The following is an 18,285-nucleotide window of genomic DNA, read 5'->3' on the forward strand; positions in this document are numbered from 1 at the left end:
TTACTGGCCGCCCTGGCTGCGGGGCATACGGGCCGCCGCCACCAGCAGGCCGACGGCTACCAGCACGGACGCCGCGATGGGCATGGCCCACCACCAGCCGAAGGAGCCGGTCACCAGGGGATTGTTCATTATCAGCGCCGGTTGCGCACCGAAGCGGCCGAGCAGGGCCGCCACCGCGGTGCACGCCACCACGCTCAGGCTCAGTGGCACCGCCAGGGCGCACTGCCCGCGCCTGCCGACGCCGTGGTCCCGCGCCTGCAGGCGCACGGGCCGCAGCCGCCCCAGGAAGGTGATCGCTGCCAGCCCCTGGCCGATCACCGCTACCAGGCTTGCCGCAATCGGCAGGGCGAGGGCCTGCCGCATCAGTTGGCGCTGCTCCGGCGAGTCCGGCTCGATGACAAAGGCGTAGCCGGCGCGGGTGATGACGTCGCTGCGGAAGGCATCACGCTCATCGTCGGGCAGGGAGCCGAATTCCGGCAGGTAGATCGTGCGCACGTTCGATGGCTCCAGCCCCAGCGCCTCCACCTGCGGGTCGTCGGCGGCGAGCACCACGTCGGGCAGCCACTGGCTGTCCAGCAGATTCGACGGGGACAGCCCCGTCACCTCGGCGGTCTCCTCCACCTGGTCCGTGGCCAGAGTGAAGAAGACGCGCGTTGCCCGGTCCTCGGCACCGCCGTCCAGCAACTCTGTTGCCGCTGTGCCGGCCAGTGCGGAGGCGGGCCCATCCTCAGGCGCGAGCGCAATGAGCCCCAGGGCGGTGAAGCACATGGCGTCGGTGCAGTCCGACTTTCCCGCCGGAGCCACCCGCGGCCGCCGCTGGTCCTCACGCAACTCGGTGAATACCAGCGCCGACTCCATGGCCTGCGGGTAGGTGGTGGTAAGCACGGCGACGTCCTGCGCGGTCAGTCTCTCCACCGTCAGCGTCTGATCCTCTCGCCCATCGGTCCCGTTAGCGAAGTGGAGGCTCGCACTGTAGAAGGCGGCGAAGCCGGTGAACATCATGGTGGCCATGAGCACGGGCAGTGCCACCGTGAGGCAGTGGCGCACGGCCGCGCCCGCCGTCGGCGTGCGCCGTAGCCACGGCAGGCTGAGCAGCAGCACCGGGGCGGCCAGCGCCCCCACGATCACACCCAGGATGTGACCGGTCAGCACGCGGTGGGGCTCGGCGACGCGCAGGTAGACGAGCACCACCGCCGCGATCACGCCCACCGCGCCCAGCGCCACCCCGTAAGCGGGGCGTAGGTGCCAGGCCGCACCCCTGGTGTCGGCTGACCAGCGGCGCAGCCGGTCCGGCAGTGCCCCCACCGCGGCGGCGAGCAGCAGCCAGACCAGGATCAGGCCTCCGCTCTGCCACAATGCCGGACGGTAGCCGTCCCAGTACTGTCCTAGCGCCGTGCCAATGGCCCCGTGGCCGACGCCGAGGGACACCTGGGCGGCGATGATCCCGAGAACGCTGCCCACAAGGAGTGTCAGCGGCATGCCCGCGCCGGCCAGCACCGTTGCACGCTGTGGCGTCGCCCCCGCGGCCCGCAGCGCCCCGGCGACGCGACCGGCATGGGGCCGATCCGCGGCCAGGGCGGCGCCGCAGGCGGCGCCGGCGCTCAGCAGCAGTAGCGCCAACAGCACCGGGAACCCGGCCAGTTGCCGGGAACTGACCTCCTGCACGGCAGACCGAACGGCATAGTCGACCCCAGCTACCGTTACCGCACCGCTACCACACTGCTTACCCACCCCGATCTGTTCGCACGGGTCGGCGTCACTGAGCCAGGAGGAGATCGCCGCGCCGGCATCCAGGACCTCGCCGGATACCGCGACGGCCGTGGGCTCATCCGGCGCGGCGGGATTGCGGGTAATGCCGGTAACCGTGTACTCGGCTGTGCCTTCGGGAAGATCCTCCGAAGTCAATTCCAGGCGGTCGCCCACGCTCAGGCCCGTGCGCCGTGCGACCTCTGCGGAAATGGAGGCCTCGCCGTCGGCGCGCGGATAGACGCCCTGCGCGAGCACGCCGGTGCGGGAGGGCCCACTCAGCACGGACACCTGCGCATCGGAGACGGCCTGCGGCCCGCTCAGGGCTGCGCTGATGCGCAGCACGGCCACCGCCTGGCCTTCGTCCGCCAGCGCGCGCATGCGCTCGGACAGCTCGTCGCTGTCGCCGCTGACCTGGTAGCGGTAGCCGCCGAATTCGGCGCGCGCCCCGGCCTCCACCGTGGCCAGGAAGGTGGCCCTGCCGCTCAGCAGCAGGGAGCCGAACAGCGCCAGCACGCCGGATAGCAGCAGTGCCGCGGCAAACAGTCCCGGATGCGCACGCACCGAGCGGGTAATGACCCGCAACTGCAGACGGGTCACCGCTGGGCCCCGCCCGTCATGGCGCCCACCGAGGAAGGTTCGGCTACGAGGTCGTGGTCGTGGATGCGCAGCACCACGTCGGCATACTCGGCCACCACCGGGTCATGCGTGGCTACCAGCACCAGCAGGCCGTCGTCGTGGGCCAGGTCGGCGAAGCGCCGGGCAATCTCCCTCGTGGCCTGCTCGTCGACCGCGCCGGTCGGCTCGTCGGCGAGCAGGACCTGCGGGGCGGTAGCCAGTGCGCGGGCGATGGCTACCCGCTGCTGCTCGCCGCCCGAGAGGCTGCCCACTGCGGCGTTGGCCTGCCCGGTGAGCCCGAGCTTGTCCAACAGTGCGGTGGCGTCGGGAAGAGTACCGACGCCACCGGCTGCGGAGGCGAACTCCTGGGCCAGCTTCACGTTCTCGACCGCGGTCAGATAGGGGACCAGCCGATAGTCCTGGTAGACCTGGGACACGCGCCGGGCACCGCCGGTGCCCGCCAGCTCGATCGTGCCGGTATCCGGTTCGAGCTCGCCGGTGATGAGGCGGAACAAGGTGGTCTTGCCCGAACCCGAGGGCCCCATCACCGCATGCAGCCGCCCGGCCGCGAGTCGACAGGTGACGCCCCGGTAGATGACGCGCTCACCCGCACCGCCGTAGGCGAAGCCCATGCGATCGAGAATGACATTTTGACGCTCAGACATCGCGTCGCGGCTCAGACTAGCGGGGCGCCTGATCAACACGCGCACTGCGAGGCCACACTGCGCTGTTGGGATTTGTCGTGAAGTAGAGGGTCCTGTACGTCCTGCCGGTCCTCGTAAACCACGATGAATGAAAATCCGGCCCGTTAGCGAGATCAAGAGTCACCCGCGCCTTCGTGTCATTCCCCAAGTAAGAGCAGTAACCAGCGGCACGGGTTGCCCCAACGGTGGTTTCCAGCCAGGCAGCACAGTTCCCAGACAACGCTCCTGCACTCGGAACAACTGCGGCAAACCCGCCTACAGTCAACAACCCTGCCAATGCGACTGAGAGCACACCTCGCAAAGCTGGACTTGACTTCACCATGGCAATCAACCTCTTTCAACTGACCCCATAAAGGTCAAGGACTAGTCAGTGAGACAAGGAGACAAGCTCCGTTGTCAACGGAGCTAAGATGAGTGTAACCCCCGCCACAGACAGTATTCAGCATTTGCATACAACGATGACATAACGATCAAGGCCGGTCGCTCCTAGCCGACTTCTGCCAAGCCCCTCACACCCCCGAACAGCATCAGCAGCAACGGTGTGCTCAGCCGCCTGCACCCGGTCGTCCCGAAGGCACGGGCGCGCTCAGCAGTGCCTTCACGTCCTCGGGGTAGGGGAAGCTGCCGGGCTGGTAGGCGCACAGCGGCTCCTCGGCGTGCAGGTCCCCGGTGGTGTTGAAGGCCCGCGCCCGCGAGCCGCCGCACACGCGGTTGTACTCGCACGCCCCGCACTTTCCCTTGAGCCGGGAGGTGTCCCGCACCCCGGTGAAGACCTCGCTGTTGCGGTAGATCTCCGTCAGGGAGGCGTCGCGCACGTTGCCGGCGCTCTTCTCCAGGAAGCCGGAGGGGGTGACGTCGCCGATGTGGGAGATGAACATGAAGCCGTTGCCGCTGGAGACGGTGATCGGGGGCCGACGCCGCCGCTCGCCGTGGTCCAGGCCCAGCTCCACGATCCGCTCCCGCAGGCTGCGGTACAGCGGCCCCAGGTGCATGGCGGCGATCATGTCCTCGCCCTCGATGCCCCGCTGCGCCAGGGCGTAGCGCTGCAGGGAGACGCGCCGGAAGTGGTGCCCCTCGGTGGTCTTGGCGGGCACCGCCTCGCCCATGTCGTAGAAGATGTTGAGCACGTCCTCGATCTCGGCGGCGTCCAGGCTGCCCAGGTCCACCCCGCGGCCCGTGGGCACCAGCAGGAACCCGGACCAGGTCATCGCCCCGTACTCGCGCACGAGCGCGGCGATGTCGGGTAGCTCGTGGACGTTGTGGCGGGCGACGACGGAGTTGATTTGCACCTTCATGCCCAGTTCGCGGGCCGCCTGCCAGCCGGCGACGGTGCGGTCGAAGGTGCGCTCCACGCCGCGGAAGGCGTCGTGGGTGGCGGCGGTGGCGCCGTCGAGCGACAGGGAGATGACCCCGGCGCCCGCGTCCTGGATGCGGGCCAGGGACTGCTTGTTCAGCTTGTCCGTGCCGGAGGGGGACACGGCCATGTGCAGGCCCAGGCCACTGCCGTAGGCGACCAGCTCGGCCAGGTCGGGGCGTTCGAAGCAGTCCCCGCCGGTGATGATGAAGATGACCGCCGGCTTGCCGAAGGAGGCGGCCTCATCCATGAGGGCCTTGGCCTCGGCGGTGGTCAGCTCGCGGGGGTCGCGCAGGGGCCGGGAGACGGCCCGGCAGTGGCGGCAGGCCAACTGGCAGGCGCGGGTGGACTCCCAGGTCACCAGCATGGGGCGCTGCGCCGGGTCGTGGCGCTGCATGCGCACCGGCCGGGCGGTGCGGGGGCGCGTGGCGGTGCTCATGCGCGGGGCTGGCGTTCGGCCCACTCGTGGGGGCTGACGCGGCAGCCGGTGTAGAAGGGGGTGTCCACGCGCACGTGCAGGCGGGCCTCCGTGTAGCGCTGGTGGTGGATGACGCCCTCCAGGCGGTCCAGGGAGTCGGCCTCGAAGCCGAGCACCCACTCGTAGTCGCTCATGCCGAAGGCGGCCAGCGTGGAGCCCTTGACGTCCGGGTACTTGGAGAAGCCGTTGCGGCCGTGGGCGGCCATGATCCGCGAGCGCTCCTCGGGCGCCAGCAGGTACCAGTCGTAGCTGCGCACGAACGGGTAGACCATGCACCAGTCGCGCGGGGCCACACCGCCGAAGCAGGCGGGGATGTGCTTGCGGTTGAACTCGGCGGGCGTGTGCAGGCCCATGCAGGACCACACCGGCTCCAGGTAGCGGCCCAGGGCGCTGGCGCGCAGCCGGTGGTTGGCGTCCTGCAGCTTCTCCGGGTCGTCGTCGAGCCACCAGACCATCAGGTCGGCGTCGGAGCGGAAGCCGGACACGTCGTACCAGCCGCGCGTGGTCACCTCGGAGACGTCCACGAAGTGGGTGGACTCCCCCACCAGGCGACGGCGCGTGTCCTCCAGCGGCGGCAGCGGCGCCGTCAGCCGGTAGACGGCGAACAGGGCGTAGTGATTGTTGTTGTTGACGGCGTCGAAGTCGACCTCGGCGGCGTCGCGCGGGTCGTGGAAGGGGCGGCGCTCCTCATCCTCGAAACGGTGCAGGCGCGGGGCGCCCTGACCGGAGTCGACTTCGGGGTGAGAGTTCTCGTGGTCGCTCATGGTGTCTCCTTCGTCGATTACTGGTGGGTGGTGGCGTGGGGGTGTTCTCCGCCCGGGTGCCCGGCGGGCCGGCAGCAGGTGGGCGGGCAGACGGTGTGGAAGGGGCCGGTGCCGGTGGTGGACTGGGGGCGCACGTCCTCGCCCCGGGCGACGGCGGCCCGCTCGGCGAGCACGTCGGCCAGGGAGGCCACGAACTCCGGGTGCGTGCCGGCCGTGGCCGCGCGCACGTAGGGCAGGCCCAGGTGTGCGGCGGTATCGCGGGCCTCGGTGTCCAGGTCGAAGACGACCTCCATGTGGTCGGCCACGAAGCCGATGGGGGCGACGACGACGCCCGCCGGCACGTCCACGTCCCGCCCGTCGGTCAGGCGCCCGGCGGCCAGCGCCTGAAGGTGATCGTTGACGTCGGGCTCCAGCCAGCGGGCCTGGGGCGGGCCGGAGCGGGAGCAGTAGACCAGGTCCGCTTGCGGGCGCCGGCCCAGGCGGGCGGCGACGGCGTCCAGCAGCACCGCGGCCAGGCGCTCGTGCTGGGCGACGTAGGAGATCTCGGTGGACAGGTCCGCGGCAACGCCGGGCTCAGGCACGAAGGGGTGGGATTCCTGCGGGGAGGGGCTGGAGAGGTCTCCGGCCCCGCCAGTGGCACTGCCCGATCCAGCCTCTCCCGAGTCGGCACGCTCCTCGGCGCTTGGGGTCGACAGCTCTTCCATCGAGGTGGGGATCGAGTGGGTGACCAGCACCAGCCGGATACCGTCGGCGCTCACGCCGTCGGCCACCAGCTGGTTGAAGGCGGTGACGATGGCGTCGGTGTTGGCGGCCAGCATGCCCGGCGTGTTGTAGAAGGGGCGGGTCTTGTCCACCACCAGCTCCACCGGCCCACCCCCGGCGCCGCCGACGCGGGCGGCCGCGTCCGCCTCCCGGCCGCGCCCGGTGGCCCCGTCGGCGCCGACGGCCAGCAGCGCCAGCGCACCGGCGACGTCCTCCCGGTACTGGCGGCAGCCGGAGTAGGAGGCGTAGGCGGCGGTGGTGAGGGCCAGGATGCGGCGGGCACCGCCGTCGGCGAGCTCGCGCAGGGCCTCGGAGACGAAAGGGTGCCAGTTGCGGTTGCCGATCACCACGGGCACCCGGCTCCCGCGGGCGGCCAGCTCGGCGCGCAACGCATCCAGGAGTTCGGCGTTGCGGGCGTTGATCGGGGAGACGCCGTCCCAGCGGCCGTAGTGGCCGGAGACCTCGCGCAGCCGGGAGTCGGGCACGCCCCGGCCGGCGGTGGCGTTGCGCATGAAGGGCAGCACGTCGTCGGGGCCCTCGGGACCGCCGTAGGACAGCAGCAGGACGGCGTCGTAGGGGGCCAGCGGGTCGGCGGCGGGTGCGGGAGCGGTCGGCGCCGCGGCTCCGGCGGCGGTCGGGGTCATCGGGCTCCTCCCGGGACCGGGACGGCGGCTCCCGCCCCGTCGGTACTGGCGCAGGCGGCCTGACGCAGGTCGGCGGCGATCTCGACGCCCAGTATCAGGTTCAGGGCGTCGAGGTAGTCCTGGCCGCGCCCGGCCTCGGCGGCGGCGCGGGCGGCGACGGTGGGGTGGTGCAGCATGCGGGCCGCCAGGTGGTGCAGGGCGCGGGCGGCGTCGCCGGCGTCCACCCGGCCGTCGACGACGCGCAGGCGGGCGACCTCCTCCTCCACCAGCTCCGCGACGTGCCCGCGCAGGCTGCACACCACCGGGTCCATGCGCCGCCCGGACAGCATGCGCTCGAACAGGGCGGTCTCCTCCTCCACGATGGCGCGGGCGGTCTGAACCTGGTGGGCCTCGGCCGCGGGAACGGCGCGCTGCACGCTGGGCAGGTCGATGAGCCGCACGCCGGGTAGGGAACCGACCGCCACCTCCACGTCGCGGGTGAGCGCCAGGTCGAGGATCACCAGCGGCCGAGCGCCGTCGGCCGGGTGGTGGCGGGCGGCGGGGGCGATGAGCTCGCGGGTCAGTACCGGCGCGCCCAGGCCCCGGCAGGTGATGACCAGGTCCGCTCCGGACAGGGCAGCGGGCAGGGCGGCGGCGTCGACGGCCTGCAGCCCCCGCCCGACGGCGAAGGCGGTGGCGCGGTCCGAGCGGGAGTAGACGGCGATGTCGGTCACCCCGCGGCGCCGCAGCGCGGTCACGGTGGCGCCCGCGTACGCACCGGTCCCGACGATCAGCACCCGGGTGCCCTGCAGTGGCGGCAGGTGACGGGCGGCCAGGTCGACGCCCACGGAGACGACGGAGCGACCGTTGCCGGCCAGGCCGGTCTCGTGAGCGACGCGGCGGGAGGCGGTGGAGGCGTGCTCGACGGCGCGCGCAAGATCGGTTGAAAGGGTGTCCTCCTCGGCGGCGACCCGCATGGCGCGGCGCAACTGGCCGGCGATCTCGCGCTCGCCCACCACCATGGACTCCAGTCCGGCGGCGGTGGCGAACAGCTCGCTGACGGCTCCGGCGCCGCTCCATGCGGTCAGCTCGACGGGGACCGCCTCGGCGTCGGGGCGCCGGTCCGCGCGCCGCGCGAGGAAGCCGGTGACGTCCCGGCGCAGTGCGCCGCCCGGGAGGGACTGTGGGGCGTCGAGGAGGAGGGCCAGGCGGTTGCAGGTGCCCAGGACGACGGCGCCCCGCAGTTGCGGGACGGACTGCAGCAGGTCGGGGCCGAGGTGCGCGGCGGTGGCCCCCAGGCGGGCGACCGCGTCGAGGCCCTGGGTGCGGTGGTCGGCGGAGAGGAGGTGAATGGTCACGGCGAGTGGTAGTCAAGCACTGGATGCGGATCGGGGCACAATTATCACCGGCACCACCCTCAATTATTCCGACACGGCGTCAGATCGGTTTCCCGACGCCGTGTCACCTGGTTGACGAACCGCCGGATTGCAGGCGAAAGCAGCCAAGGCGCGAGCAGTTCGGGGCGGGGCTGCACAATGAGCGGACGCCGCGCACCGGCGACGCCACGTCATGTCATTTCTACCGGGACCAGCAGGACGAGGATCATTTCGTGAGTATTTCCGCGCAGAATTCCGACGGGGCGGATCGCCCGGGCGCCGGCCCCGGCACCGCCGGGAACGGCGCCGCACGCCCGCAGCGACCCGCCCTGCTGGAGGCCCTGGCCGGACGCCGGCCCGCGCGCACGCCCGTGTGGTTCATGCGCCAGGCGGGCCGCTCCCTGCCGGAGTACCGCGCGCTGCGCGAGCGGGCCGGGGCGCCCATGCTGGACGTGTGCCTGTGGCCCGAGTCGACCGCGCAGGTGACGCTCCAACCGGTGCGGCGCCACGGGGTGGATGCGGCCGTGCTCTTCTCCGACATCATGGTGCCGCTGCGGCTGGCGGGAGTGGAGGTGCGCATTGAGCCGGGCACCGGACCGGTGCTGGACGCACCCGTGCGCGACCACGCGGACGTGCGCCGCCTGACGGCTCACCGCTACGGGCAGGCCGAGCGGGCCGGGACCGGGCCGGACGGAGACCTGATCGACGGGGCCGCGGGGGTGGAGGCGATCCAGGCGGCCGCACGGGCGGTCGTGGCGGAGCTGGGCAGTCCCCGCCGGCCGGGCGCGGGCATTGGACCGGACCCGCCGGGCTGTCCGCCCGGGCGCGGGCGGGCCTGGCACAGTCGCGCGGCGCGGCCGACTGGACCCCGCTGCTCGGATTCGGTGGCGCACCGTTCACACTGGCGGCCTACCTCGCCGAGGGCCGCCCCTCCCGGGATCACCTGGCCGCCCGCACGCTCATGCACGCAGACCCGGCCGCCTGGGACGAGCTGATGACCTGGGCGGCGCACCTGACGGGGCGATTCATGGCCACACAGGTGCACGCGGGCGCGGCCGCCGTGCAGCTGTTCGATTCCTGGGCCGGGTCACTGTCCGCGGCCGACTACCGCGAGAAAGTCGCCCCGTACTCGGCCCTGGCGCTGGACGTTGCCCGCGAGGCCGTCTCCGCCACCACCGGCGCCTCGGCGCCGACGATCCACTTCGCCACCCGGGCGAGCCACCTCCTGCCCGAGCTGCACCGCACCGGGGCAGACGTCGTCGGCCTTGACGAGTGCAGTGAACTGGGTGAGGCGAGCCGACGAGTCGGGGGCCGCCCGGTGCAGGGGAACCTGAACCCGGCGCTACTGGGCGCGCCGTGGGACGTGCTCGCCAGGGGTGTGGATGCCTGCCTGGAGTCGGGCCTGGCGGCACCCGCGCACGTGTTCAACCTCGGGCACGGGGTGCCGCCGTCAACCGACCCGAATGTGCTCACGCGGGTGGTGGCGCGTGTGCACGGCGCGGAGGATTGGGAGCACACTGCACTGACCGGATGGGATGGTGAGGCATGAGCGAGCAGTACGAGGCGCTGGTGGTCGGCGGCGGAATCGCGGGCCTGGCCGCCGCGTGGGAGCTGACGCGGGCCGGCCTGCGGCCGTTGCTGATCGAGGCCCGCGGCTACACCGGTGGGCTCGTCGCGGGCGGCGAGATCGGCGGGGTCCGTATGGACCTGGGCGCGGAGGGCTTCGTCATCCGTGGTGACGCGATCACGCAGATGGTCGATGCCCTGGGCCTGCGCGTGGTCGGACCGTCCGGGGGCGGGGCGCGCCTGTTCCTCCCACCGCTGGAAGGCGCGGGCACCGGCGCGGACGCCGCCTCCGCGCAGGCCGAGGCGCACACGGCGGACCCCGCCCGCGGCTGGCGGCTGCACCGCTTCCTGCGCGACGCCTTCCTGGGCATCCCCGCGAATCCGCTCGCCGACGACGTCGTGGCCGTCATCGGAGCCGACGGGGCCGCCCGCGCCGCCCGCGACGCCGAGCTCGCTGGATCGGTGGGCACTTCCCCGCAGGACCCGGCCGACCTGGCCTCCTTCGTGCGCACCCGCATGGGCGAGGCGGTGCTGGACCGCCTCGTGCGCCCGATCGTGGCGGGCATCCACACGGCCGACCCCGCCGACCTCGCGGCGGACACCGTCGCCCCGGGGCTGCGCGAGGCGACCGCCCGGCTGGGCTCGCTGCAGGCCGCCGTCGGGGAGCTCCTGGAGCGGCGGCGGGCCCGCCGCCGCGGCGGTGGCGCCGCCGACGTGACCGTTGAGGGCGGCCTATTCAGCCTCACCGACGCGCTGCGGGAGGCGATCACGGCGGCAGGAGGCGAGGTGCTCACCCGCACCGGCGCGCAGTGGCTGCGGCCGGCGCCGGGCACCACCGAGGGCGCGGCCTGCTGGGAGGTGGGGATCACGCCCACCACCCGGGGGGCGACGCCGTCGGCCGAACCGGTTGCGGCCGGCCCGCAGCAGGTGGTGCGCACACCACGAGTAGTACTGGCCTGCTCGGCGGGGGCGGCGCTGCGGCTGCTGGCGGGTGCCCCGGGCGTGGACACGCAGGTGCGGGTGCCGGTCGGCTCGCCGATCGCGCGCTTCACCCTGGTGGCTCGTGCCCCGGAGCTGGCGGGCGCGCCGGTCGGCTCCGGACTGCTGGTGGCCCCGGCCGCGCCCGGGCAGGTGCCGGTGCGGGCGAAGGCACTGTCGCACCTGTCGATCAAGTGGCCGTGGATCGGGGAGGAGCTGCGGCGCCTGCACGGTGGGGCCGCCCCCGCGCAGGACGAGGTACATGCGCTGCGGCTGTCCTACGGGCGGCCCGGCGAGCCGCGCCCGCAGGTGGAACTGGACGATGTTCTCAACGACGTCGCCGCGCTGACCGGGGTGCGCATCCCCCGGGCCGACGTGCTCGACTCCATGCTGGTGCGCTGGGACGGGACCCTGCCACCGGTGACGCCCGCCTACCGCGAGCGCACCCGGCGCCTGCTGGCCGAGGTCGCCCCACTGGACGGCTTGGCCGTCACCGGGGCGTGGGTGGCCGGGACGGGCATCGCCGCCGTCGTCGCCCACGCCCGCGCGCAGGCTGCCGGGCTCGCGCCCGCCGACGGCATCACCGGACAGGAGGGACGCGCATGAGCACCGGCCAGGTGATCGGGGCGGGCTCGCCGTCGGCGCGGACCGTGCGCCTGGGCACGCGCGGCTCGGCGCTGGCCGTCGCCCAGTCCACGCAGGTGGCGCAGGCACTTGCCGCCGCGTCCCGGCGGATCGGCGCCGACCTGGAGGTGGAACTGGTCCAGATCCGCACCCGCGGTGACGTGGACGCCACCCCGCTGACGCGGCTCGGCGGCGTCGGAGTGTTCGCGGCCGCCCTGCGCGAGGCGCTGGCGGCGGGAGCCTGCGACCTGGCGGTGCACTCCTGCAAGGACCTGCCCACCGCCGCGGTGCCGGGCCTGCGCCTCGCCGCCGTGCCGGCCCGCGAGGACCCGCGTGACGCCCTGTGCTCCGCAGGCGGGGCCGACGGCGCGACGCTGGCGGACCTGCCCCGCGGGGCGCGGGTCGGCACCGGCTCGCCGCGGCGCGGAGCGCAGTTGTTGGCCGCGCGCCCCGACCTGGAGCTTGTGCCCGTGCGCGGGAACGTGCCCACGCGGCTGGCCCGGGTGCTCGGGGCGGTAGTCGGTGCGGACGGGCCCCTGGGGGCGGTGCGCGACCCCGACCTGGACGCCGTCGTGCTGGCGCTGGCGGGCCTGCGCCGCCTGGGTCTGGACGGCTACGCGACCCAGGTGCTCGCGCTGCCCGGAGCCGGTGCCGCGCGGGAACCCATGCAGCATGCCCCGGCGCCCGTCATGGTGCCGGCGCCCGCGCAGGGCGCGCTGGCCCTGGAGACGCGGGACGAGGCCGGAGCCGGGGCATACCCGGACCCGGGACTGGCCGCGGCGCTGGCCGCCACCCTGGCGGAACTCGACGACCCGGCCACCCATGCGGCCGTGTCCGCGGAGCGCGCCCTCATGCGGCGCCTGGAGGCGGGCTGTGCCGCGCCGGTGGGTGCCGTGGCCGTTCCCACGATGCTTTCGGACGGGAGCGCGGGGCTGCGACTGGACGCCGTCGTCGCCGCACCGGATGGGACGCGGCTGCTGCGGGAGTCGGCAGTCGGCAACCAGGCGGAGCCCGCCGGGCTCGGGGTGGCGGTGGCCGAGGCGCTGCTGTCGGCGGGCGCCGCACAGCTGGTCGACCTGCACGCGAGCCTGCCCGACCGCGGCCGCCGGGAGGCGCCATGAGCCCGGCGACCGCCGCGCCGGGCACCGCAAGCGCCCCTCTGTTCGGGCGGCGCGTGCTACTGCCGCGCGCCAAGCCCGGCGACGCCATCGCCGCCGCACTGGCCTCGGCCGGCGCCGAGGTCGCCTGCGTGGGCGTGACCCGGGCCGTTCCCGGGCCGTTGGCACCCCGCGAACTGGCCGCCGCACAGCTGGCGGCCGGCCACTACGCCTGGGTGGTGCTGACCTCGGCGCGCACCCTGGACTTCTTCGACCTGGGCTCCTTGAGCGGCCGTGAAAAGACCCCCTCCCACGCAAAGGCCGCCGACGCGGCCCTGTCCCCCGGTGACACCGGGCGGCCGAGCGACGCGCCCATGCACACCGGACTCGCCGTCGTCGGGGCGGGCACGGCCCAAGCCCTGCGGGAGCAACTGGGCCGCGAGCCCGACCTCATCGCCGCGGGCAGTGGCGCCGCCCTGCTGGAGCTGCCCCAATTGAGCCGGGGCCCCGGCCCCGCGGCGGGCGCATCCGGTCGCCGCCTGCTGCTGCCGGGTTCGGCGCTGTCCTCCCCCGTATTGCGGGAAGGCCTGGCCACGGCCGGCTGGCAGGTCGATACCGTGGCCGCCTACACCATGGAGCCGGTCCGCGCCGCCGAACTGCCGGAGGGCTTCACCGCCGAGTGGGCGGGCGGCGGTTTTGACGCGGTGGTGCTGGTGGCCGGCTCCTCCACACGAGCACTGCTGGAGGTGGCCGGGCCGCCCCCGCCCGCCACGCGCGTGGTCGCCATCGGCGCCCCGACCGCCACAGCCGCGCGCGCCGCCGGACTGCGTGTGGACGCCGTAGCCGCCGCCCCCACCCCTGCAGGAGTTCGCGACGCCATCGTCACGACACTGCCCGATCCACCACACTGAAATCACATCCTCCACCACTCGCCCGCATGCCTGAGGAGGCCCCCGCAATGACCCCGACTGCACCGACCTCACCCCTGCCCGACCCGCGCGACCCCGCCACCTCCCCGGCCGCCGACCTGCTCACCTCGCGGGGCGTGCCCGCGCCCGCCATCCCGACCGTCCGCCCCCGGCGCCTGCGGCGCACGCCGGCCCTGCGCGGGCTGGTGGCCGAGACCCGCATCGACCCCGCCCAGCTGATCCTGCCGGCCTTCGTGCGCGAGGACATCGGTGAGCCCGCCCCGATCGGCGCCATGCCCGGCGTCGTCCAGCACACGCTGGACTCGATCCGGCGTGAGGCCGCCGCCTGTGCCGAGGCGGGCGTGGGCGCCATCGACCTGTTCGGCGTGCCCACTACGCGTGACGCGACCGGCTCGCAGGCCTGGGCCGAGGACGGCATCCTCAACCGGGCGGTGGCCGCGGTGCGCGCGGAGGTCGGGGACGCGCTGGTGGTGTGCGCCGACACCTGCCTGGACGAGTTCACCTCCCACGGCCACTGCGGCCTGGTGCGGCCCGACGGGGACCCCCGCGCCGGCGAGATCGACAACGACTCCACGCTCGCCCTCTACCAGGCGATGGCCGTCTCCCAGGCGGAGGCCGGGGCGCATATGGTCTCCCCCTCCGGCATGATGGACGGGCAGGTGGCGGCGATCCGCGCCGCCCTGGACGCCACCGGGCATGACGACGTCACCATCCTGGCCTACTCGGCCAAGTACGCCTCCGCCTACTTCGGGCCGTTCCGGGAGGCGGTCGGCTCCACCCTCAAGGGCGACCGGCGCACCTACCAGCAGGATCCCGCCAACCGCCGCGAGGGGCTGCGGGAGGTGCTGCTGGACGTGGAGCAGGGCGCCGACGTGGTCATGGTCAAGCCGGCCGGGCCCTACCTGGACGTGCTGGCCGACGTGGCCGCGGCCAGCCCGGTGCCGGTGGCCGCCTACCAGGTCAGTGGCGAGTACGCGATGGTGGAGGCGGCCGCCGCCAACGGCTGGATCGACCGCGAGCGCGTGATCATGGAGTCGCTGCTGGGGATCGTGCGCGCCGGCGCGGACTGCGTGCTGACCTACTGGGCGCGCGAGGTGGCCGAGCGAATGGGCGCCTAGAGATGAAAATGGCCATCGGTAGCGACATTGACGATTTGGGCGGCTGACAGCCACGATAACAAAAGGTTATTTGCCCAGGTAGAAGGCCGTTTGCCCAACAAACCGATGCGTCACGCATATTCAAAACTGCGCCAGATGGACACTTTTCCCCGGCCAGGCACGTTCCACAGCGCCGTAGGCTGCCACCAGACCACCTCGATCGCTCCAGGAGCCCGCCATGTCATCAGCCCCGACCAATGCCGACCTATTCGCCGCCGCCCGCGCCGTGATCCCCGGCGGCGTGGACTCCCCGGTGCGCGCCTTCGGCTCGGTGGGCGGCACGCCCGCCTTCATCACACGCGCTCGCGGCGCACGCGTCACTGACGCCGAGGGCCGCGAGTACGTGGACCTGGTCGGATCCTGGGGGCCGGCGCTGCTCGGCCACGCCCACCCGGAGGTGGTGGCGGCGGTGCAGGCGGCTGCCGCCCGGGGGCTGTCCTTCGGCGCCCCCACCTCAACGGAGACCGAGCTGGCCGCGGCAGTGCGCCGCCGCGTGCCACCGGTGGAGCGGCTACGCCTGGTATCCACCGGCACCGAGGCCACCATGACCGCGGTGCGACTGGCACGCGGCGCCACGGGCCGCGACCTGGTGGTGAAGTTCGCCGGCTGCTACCACGGTCACAGCGACGGCCTGCTGTCGGCGGCCGGCTCGGGCGTGGCCACGGGCGGGCTTCCGGGTTCTGCCGGGGTGCCGGAGGCTGTTGCCGCGCAAACCCTGGTCCTGCCGTACAACGACGTGGACGCCCTGGAGGCGTGCTTTGCCGCCCGCGGGGAGGAGATCGCCGCGGTCATCACCGAGCCGGCGCCGGCGAATATGGGCGTGGTTCCGCCCGCGCCCGGCTTCAACGCCGCCATCCGCCGGGTGACGGCGGAGCATGGCGCCCTGATGATCGCCGACGAGGTGCTCTCCGGCTTCCGGGTGGGCCCGGCGGGATTCTGGGGCCTGGAGGCGGTCGACGGCTGGACTGCGGAGGCGGTGGATCCGGGCGCTTGCGCGCAGCAGCCCTCACCCTCCTGGCCGGGCGACCCGGACGGGAACAACTCCGGCTGGCGCGAGCGGGCGGCCTGGGTGCCGGACCTGTTCACCTTCGGGAAGGTGATCGGCGGCGGCATGCCGCTGGCGGCCGTGGGCGGCCGCGCCGACGTGATGGAGTTGCTGGCGCCGCTCGGCCCCGTCTACCAGGCGGGCACCCTGTCCGGCAATCCGCTGGCGACGGCCGCCGGCCTGGCCACACTCGCCCTGGCCGATGCGGGCGTGTACTCCACGGTCGCGCACCGCGCCCGCGAGATCGGGGCGATCGTCGGCGCCGCCCTGGAGGATGAGGGGGTGCCGCACCGGGTGCAGTACTCCGGCTCGCTGTTCTCCGTCATGTTCGGCCCCGCGGCCGAGGCGGAGGGCGTGCGCGACTATGAGGCCGCCCGCGCCCAGGAGACGTGGCGCTTCGCCCCGTTCTTCCACGCCTTCCTCGGCGCCGGGGTGGCGCTGCCGCCGAGCGTGTTCGAGGCCTGGTTCGTCTCGGCCGCGCACGGTGATGCCGAGGTCGAGCGCATTGCGGCGGCCGCACCCGCCGCCGCCCGCGCCGCGGCCGCCGCGCGGCCCAACTAAAGCCCGTTGGACCCCTGTTCCCCACATGGACCGCCATCCCGGCGTTGGACCGCCGTAGCCGTCGGCTACAGGGGTCCAACCGCGTTTAGGCGGTCCATCCGCGCCTAGGGGCTCCACCGAGCTGCCAAAACCAGGGTGGCATCGGGATGGTCCCGGATACCGGAATCGTTCCGGGGCGGGCAGGCTGGCACCATGACACAGCAGCGCCCCACCAACCCTTACGGTCGTCATCCGAAGCGCTCGCGGAGCACCGAGTCGTGGCGCTCGCGTCTGCCGCGGCGATCCCACCGGCGCCTGCTGGCGGGCGTGTGCGGCGGCCTGGCCGAGTACTGGGCCGTGAGCCCCACCCTGGTGCGGCTCGCAACACTGGCGCTCGCCTTGCTGCCGGGACCGATGTGGGTCGTCTACGTCGCCGCCTGGGTGCTCATGCCCGGCCCCTACGAGGCCTGAGCCCCACGCCCGCCCCGGGCGGAGAGTGCGGCCTCGTAGGCGGCGACGTCCACGTCGGCGAAGGCGCAGATGACTATCCGCAGCTCGGATTCGGGGTGGGCGCGCAGCCAGCCATCGAGGGTGTCGAGCACGAGCGGCGCGGCCTCGTCCTTGGGGTAGCCGAACACACCGGTGGACACCGAGCACAGGCCCACGGAGTCCAGGCCGGCGTCGTCCACGGCGTCCAGCACGCTCCGGTAGCAGGAGGCCAGCAGGGCGCGGTCGGCGTCGGCGGGGCGGCCGCCGTCGACGATCGGGCCGACGGTGTGAACCACGTGCGCGGCGGGCAGGTGGTAGCCGGACGTGAGCAGCGCGCGGCCGGTCTCCTCCGGGCGGCCGTCGCGGGCGTCCATGTAGGCGGCGCATTCGGCGCGCAGGCCGGGGCCGGCGACGGCGTGGATCACGTTGTCGATGCAGGTGTGCCCGGGCACGAAGCAGCCCAGCATCTGCGCATTGGCGGCGTTGACGATCGCGCCGGCGCGCAGGGTGGTCAGGTCGCCGCGCCACAGGGCGACGCGCGCGCCGAGCGGGCCGGCCACCCCGTGGGTGGCGGACAGGGTGGGCAGCGCCAGGGCGTCGGGGGCACCGGCGTCGTGCACGCGCTGGGCGGCCTCGGCGGCGAGCATCTCGTCCAGGTCCTCCCGGACGTCGTCGTCGGGGATCTCGCGGGGCGGGCGGATGGTGAGCAGCCCGTCCAGCAGCCGCCGCAGCTCCACGGGCGGCAGCTCGGCGAGGGCGGCGGGCGGCGGGAATGCGGCGACGTCGCCTGCCTGGACGGCCTCGGTGGCGAAGTGCCGGGTGAGGCGTTGCAGGCGGGCGACGTCGGCGGTGGGCGCGTGCGTCATGCGCTCAGGTTAGGCGCACCGCCGCGCGATTGGCAGCGGCGGGCGGGCACCCGGGCGCAGTCGGCGGCGTCAGTTCACGGAGTAGTTCTGCGCGGACAGGAACCAGCTCTGCTGCTCCAGGCGCTGGGTGTAGTCCTCCAGGATGCCGGAGGAGGAGGGGTCGGCCTCGTCGACGGCGTCGTGAATGTCACGCAGGGTGGTGACGACGGCGTTGATGGCGGAGACGATGTAGTCCACGGCGTCGGCGGTGATGACGGCGGCCTCGGGCGCCTCGGGGACGGTGGTCTGCGAGGCGACGGTGCCGGGGCGGCCGTCGGGGAAGACGTTGATGGCGCGCATGCGCTCGGCGAGCTCGTCGGAGCCCTCGCGGGCGATGTCGACGACCTCGTCCAGGTTGAGGTGGAGGTCGCGGAAGTTGGGTCCGACCAGGTTCCAGTGGACCTGCTTGCCGACGAGGCTGAGTGCGGTGATGTCCACCAGGGCGCGCTGCAGGTCGGCGGCGAGGGCCTCGGAGGCGGTGAAGGTGGGGATGACGGCGGGGTTCTTGACTTGGTGCTTGCTCATGGCTT

The 18,285-nt window shown here is 73.5% G+C and carries 16 protein-coding genes; 8 read left to right on the forward strand and 8 right to left on the reverse strand.

Annotated elements, in window-relative coordinates:
• The 6 genes from E4J16_RS14180 to E4J16_RS14205 all read right to left on the reverse strand — a co-directional run bounded on the left by E4J16_RS14180 (position 1) and on the right by E4J16_RS14205 (position 8,407).
• Entirely contained in the window at positions 1-2,346 is a 2,346-nt protein-coding gene (locus tag E4J16_RS14180) for an ABC transporter permease family protein (RefSeq protein ID WP_136314387.1), read from the reverse strand.
• A complete protein-coding gene (locus E4J16_RS14185) occupies positions 2,343-3,029 on the reverse strand; it encodes an ATP-binding cassette domain-containing protein (protein WP_136314388.1) in 687 nt (228 codons plus the stop codon). Before E4J16_RS14185 ends, E4J16_RS14180 begins: the two co-directional genes overlap by 4 nt.
• A gap of 584 nt (positions 3,030-3,613) precedes the next feature.
• Entirely contained in the window at positions 3,614-4,861 is a 1,248-nt protein-coding gene (locus E4J16_RS14190; protein WP_240038178.1) for a TIGR04053 family radical SAM/SPASM domain-containing protein, read from the reverse strand.
• Complete coding sequence (hemQ, locus tag E4J16_RS14195; RefSeq protein WP_136314389.1) at positions 4,858-5,664, reverse strand: hydrogen peroxide-dependent heme synthase; 807 nt, start codon at positions 5,662-5,664, stop codon at positions 4,858-4,860. The genes E4J16_RS14190 and hemQ overlap by 4 nt, the downstream gene beginning before the upstream one ends.
• A gap of 17 nt (positions 5,665-5,681) precedes the next feature.
• Positions 5,682-7,070 carry a ferrochelatase gene (locus tag E4J16_RS14200; RefSeq protein WP_136314390.1) on the reverse strand — a complete coding sequence of 463 codons (1,389 nt, stop codon included), beginning with the start codon at positions 7,068-7,070 and terminating at the stop codon, positions 5,682-5,684.
• A complete protein-coding gene (locus E4J16_RS14205) occupies positions 7,067-8,407 on the reverse strand; it encodes a glutamyl-tRNA reductase (protein WP_136314391.1) in 1,341 nt (446 codons plus the stop codon). Before E4J16_RS14205 ends, E4J16_RS14200 begins: the two co-directional genes overlap by 4 nt.
• A gap of 251 nt (positions 8,408-8,658) precedes the next feature.
• On the opposite strand from E4J16_RS14205, the gene E4J16_RS15865 reads away from it, so the two are divergent.
• The 8 genes from E4J16_RS15865 to E4J16_RS14245 all read left to right on the forward strand — a co-directional run bounded on the left by E4J16_RS15865 (position 8,659) and on the right by E4J16_RS14245 (position 16,832).
• Complete coding sequence (locus E4J16_RS15865; protein ID WP_240038179.1) at positions 8,659-9,420, forward strand: uroporphyrinogen decarboxylase family protein; 762 nt, start codon at positions 8,659-8,661, stop codon at positions 9,418-9,420.
• The gene (locus E4J16_RS15870; protein WP_240038484.1) at positions 9,327-9,974 is read left to right on the forward strand and encodes a uroporphyrinogen decarboxylase family protein; all 648 of its coding nucleotides are present in this window, start codon (positions 9,327-9,329) and stop codon (positions 9,972-9,974) included. Before E4J16_RS15865 ends, E4J16_RS15870 begins: the two co-directional genes overlap by 94 nt.
• The gene (locus E4J16_RS14220; RefSeq protein WP_136314393.1) at positions 9,971-11,575 is read left to right on the forward strand and encodes a protoporphyrinogen/coproporphyrinogen oxidase; all 1,605 of its coding nucleotides are present in this window, start codon (positions 9,971-9,973) and stop codon (positions 11,573-11,575) included. The genes E4J16_RS15870 and E4J16_RS14220 overlap by 4 nt, the downstream gene beginning before the upstream one ends.
• Positions 11,572-12,714 carry a hydroxymethylbilane synthase gene (hemC, locus tag E4J16_RS14225; RefSeq protein ID WP_136314394.1) on the forward strand — a complete coding sequence of 381 codons (1,143 nt, stop codon included), beginning with the start codon at positions 11,572-11,574 and terminating at the stop codon, positions 12,712-12,714. The genes E4J16_RS14220 and hemC overlap by 4 nt, the downstream gene beginning before the upstream one ends.
• A complete protein-coding gene (locus E4J16_RS14230; RefSeq protein ID WP_136314395.1) occupies positions 12,711-13,601 on the forward strand; it encodes a uroporphyrinogen-III synthase in 891 nt (296 codons plus the stop codon). The genes hemC and E4J16_RS14230 overlap by 4 nt, the downstream gene beginning before the upstream one ends.
• Positions 13,602-13,648: 47 nt before the next feature.
• Entirely contained in the window at positions 13,649-14,737 is a 1,089-nt protein-coding gene (gene hemB / locus E4J16_RS14235; protein WP_136191937.1) for a porphobilinogen synthase, read from the forward strand.
• Positions 14,738-14,954: 217 nt separating this feature from the next.
• Positions 14,955-16,382, forward strand: a complete 1,428-nt coding sequence (locus tag E4J16_RS14240) for a glutamate-1-semialdehyde 2,1-aminomutase (RefSeq protein WP_136314396.1) — start codon at positions 14,955-14,957, stop codon at positions 16,380-16,382.
• A 192-nt stretch (positions 16,383-16,574) separates the two neighbouring features.
• Positions 16,575-16,832, forward strand: a complete 258-nt coding sequence (locus E4J16_RS14245; RefSeq protein WP_136191939.1) for a PspC domain-containing protein — start codon at positions 16,575-16,577, stop codon at positions 16,830-16,832.
• Here the strand turns inward: E4J16_RS14245 and E4J16_RS14250 are convergent.
• Both E4J16_RS14250 and E4J16_RS14255 read right to left on the reverse strand, forming a co-directional pair.
• Entirely contained in the window at positions 16,820-17,716 is an 897-nt protein-coding gene (locus E4J16_RS14250) for a macro domain-containing protein (protein WP_136314397.1), read from the reverse strand. The genes E4J16_RS14245 and E4J16_RS14250 overlap by 13 nt on opposite strands.
• A 69-nt stretch (positions 17,717-17,785) precedes the next feature.
• Positions 17,786-18,280 carry a Dps family protein gene (locus tag E4J16_RS14255; RefSeq protein WP_136191941.1) on the reverse strand — a complete coding sequence of 165 codons (495 nt, stop codon included), beginning with the start codon at positions 18,278-18,280 and terminating at the stop codon, positions 17,786-17,788.
• Between the last annotated feature and the right edge of the window lie 5 nt (positions 18,281-18,285).

Origin of the sequence: Actinomyces procaprae, assembly GCF_004798665.1 — a bacterium.
GTDB lineage: Bacteria > Actinomycetota > Actinomycetes > Actinomycetales > Actinomycetaceae > Actinomyces > Actinomyces procaprae.